The sequence below is a fragment of the Acidovorax sp. KNOB132 genome, from assembly GCF_057541515.1.
Genome location: NZ_BAAJYT010000386.1, coordinates 1 through 2,589, shown reverse-complemented (window position 1 = coordinate 2,589; position 2,589 = coordinate 1). Strand labels below are relative to the sequence as shown.

Below are 2,589 nucleotides of genomic sequence, written 5' to 3'. Positions count from 1 at the left end.
TCGCTGCCCCCCCAAGGGGGGCTGCTCGCGCCTTGGGGCGGCCCGGCGGCGCTCGATGGCTCGCCATAGACTTCGCCGAAATAGCCCAGCAGCCGCACGCGCCGGCAATCGGTGGCCTCGGCCAGGGCCAGCAGCGCGTCGAGCTTGCCGCGCATGACCTGCTTGAATTCCTCGCCCGCCGGGCTTTCGTCGATCATGCGGCGCTGGTTCACCACGTCCTGCAGGCCGTAGGCCATCCAGGCGTCGGCCGGCAGGCCGTCGCGGCCGGCGCGGCCGGTCTCCTGGTAGTAGCCCTCGATGTTCTTGGGCATGTCCACGTGCGCGACGAAGCGCACGTCGGGCTTGTCGATGCCCATGCCGAAGGCGATGGTGGCCACCATCACGATGCCCTCCTCGCGCAGGAAGCGGTCCTGGTTCTGCTGGCGCACTTCGGGCGGCAGACCCGCGTGGTAGGGCAGCGATTTCAGGCCCGCGTCCACCAGCGCGGCGGACATTTCTTCGACGCGCTTGCGTGACTGGCAATAGACCACGCCCGCGTCTTCGGGGTGTTCACGCTCGATGAAGCGCAGCAGCTGCGCGAGCGGCTCCTTCTTTTCTTCGATGCGGTAGCGGATGTTGGGCCGGTCGAAGCTGCTGACGAAGTGCTGCGCGCCTTCGAGCTGCAGCCGCTCGACGATATCGGCCCGCGTGAGCGCATCGGCCGTGGCGGTGAGCGCGATGCGCGGCACGCCGGCATAGCGCTCGTGCAGCACGGTGAGCGCGCGGTACTCGGGACGGAAGTCGTGGCCCCACTGGCTCACGCAGTGCGCCTCGTCGATGGCGAACATCGACAGTTGCCCGCGCTGGTGCAGGCCGTCCAGCAGCTCCAGGAATCGCGGTGTGGTCAGCCGCTCGGGCGCGGCGTAGAGCATGGTGATGTCGCCGCGCGCCACGCGCTTTTCCAGTTCCTGCGTCTGCTGCCAGTCGAGCGTGGAATTGAGGTAGGCCGCATCGACGCCCGCCTCGTGCAGCGCGCCCACCTGGTCGTGCATGAGCGCGATGAGCGGCGAGACGACGATGGCCACGCCCTGCCCCGCATCGCGCCGCACGATGGCCGGCACCTGGTAGCACAGCGACTTGCCGCCGCCCGTGGGCATCAGCACCAGGGCGTCGCCGCCGGCGATCACGTGCTCGACGATGGCCTGCTGGGGGCCGCGGAACTGGTCATAGCCAAAGACGTCGTGCAGAACGAAATGCGCGGGGGACAAAATCGAATACTCTCTTTTTGATAGCAGATTGCCCTAGTGGAATATGCGCTAGAGGCCGATTGGATGGGAATTCCCCGGCCCCGCCGCGCCAGGCGGCCCACCGGGAAAGGCGCTTATTGTGCGCCGGCCCCGCGCACCCGCCATCGGCCGGCGCCCCCAACGATTCGCAACGCGAATGGATCGCTCCGATTATTCAATTGGACGCGAATCGCTGCGCCGGACAAGATGCCTTCAGCCCCGGCACAGGGGCATGGCCTACCGACCCAGGAGACAAACGACATGAAGCACCTCATCCCGGCCCTGCTGGCAGCCTGCGGCCTGGCCGCCGCCGTGGCGCCCGCACGGGCCCAGCAGCCGCCGTACCCCAACGCCCCCATCACCCTGATCGTGCCGTTCGCGGCCGGCAGCGGCACGGACTCGGTCGCGCGCACCGTCGGGCAAAAGCTCGCGGAGCGCCTGAAGCAGCCGGTGCTGGTGGACAACAAGCCCGGTGCCAACGCGCAGGTGGCCGCGCAGATCGCGGCCAAGGCCAAGCCGGACGGCTACACGCTGTTCATGACGACCAACACGTCGCACTCGGCCAACCCGGCGCTCTACAGCCACCTGAAGTACGACCCCATCAAGGACTTCACGCCGGTGGCGCGGGTGGGCGAGTTGCCCTTCGCGCTGGCGGTGCACCCCGGCGTGCCGGCGAAGACGCTGGCCGAGCTGATCGACTACGCTCGCGCCAACCCGGGCAAGCTGAGCTACGCCACGCCCAACAGCACCTCGCTGGTGGCGATGGAGAGCATCAAGCACATCGCCCAGGTCGATGTGCTGAGCATCCCCTACAAGTCGAGCCCCCAGGCCATGACGGACTTGGTGGGCGGGCAGGTGCAGGTCTACGTGGCCGACCTGGGTTCGGGCAAGAGCATGCTCACCAGCGACAAGGTGCGCACGCTGGGCATCACCACCACGCAGCCCTCGCCCCTGCTGCCGGGCGTGCCGCCGATCGGGCAGACGGTGAAGGGCTTCGACCTCACGTCGTGGAACGGCATCTTCGGGCCGGCCGGCATGCCGCCGGCCATCGTGAACCGCCTGAACACGGAGCTGCAGGCCGTGCTGGCCGAAAAGGACACGCAGGACAAGCTCGCGCAGATCGGCTTCCAGGTGTGGCCCAGCAAGACGCCGCAGGAGTTCGCGACCTACGTGGCCGACCAGCTGGCCCACTGGCGCACGCTGATCCAGCAGGCCCGCATCCAGCCCGAATGAACGGCATCCCCCTGAGCGGCGTTGCCGCTTCCCCCTTGTTCTCGCATCGCTGCGCGCTGCGGGAAGGGGGGACGACGCCAGCGCGGCGGGG

At 68.6% G+C, this 2,589-nt stretch carries 2 protein-coding genes; one reads left to right on the top strand and one right to left on the bottom strand.

Annotated features, from left to right (window positions below):
* A partial coding sequence (locus AC27IO_RS22780; protein ID WP_498740921.1) for a RecQ family ATP-dependent DNA helicase occupies positions 1-1,247 on the bottom strand: 1,247 nt, incomplete at its 3' end.
* Positions 1,248-1,526: 279 nt separating this feature from the next.
* Here AC27IO_RS22780 and AC27IO_RS22775 point away from each other — a divergent pair.
* On the top strand, positions 1,527-2,498 hold the full coding sequence (locus AC27IO_RS22775; RefSeq protein WP_272549857.1) for a Bug family tripartite tricarboxylate transporter substrate binding protein: 972 nt from the start codon (positions 1,527-1,529) through the stop codon (positions 2,496-2,498).
* The last annotated feature ends 91 nt before the right edge of the window (positions 2,499-2,589 follow it).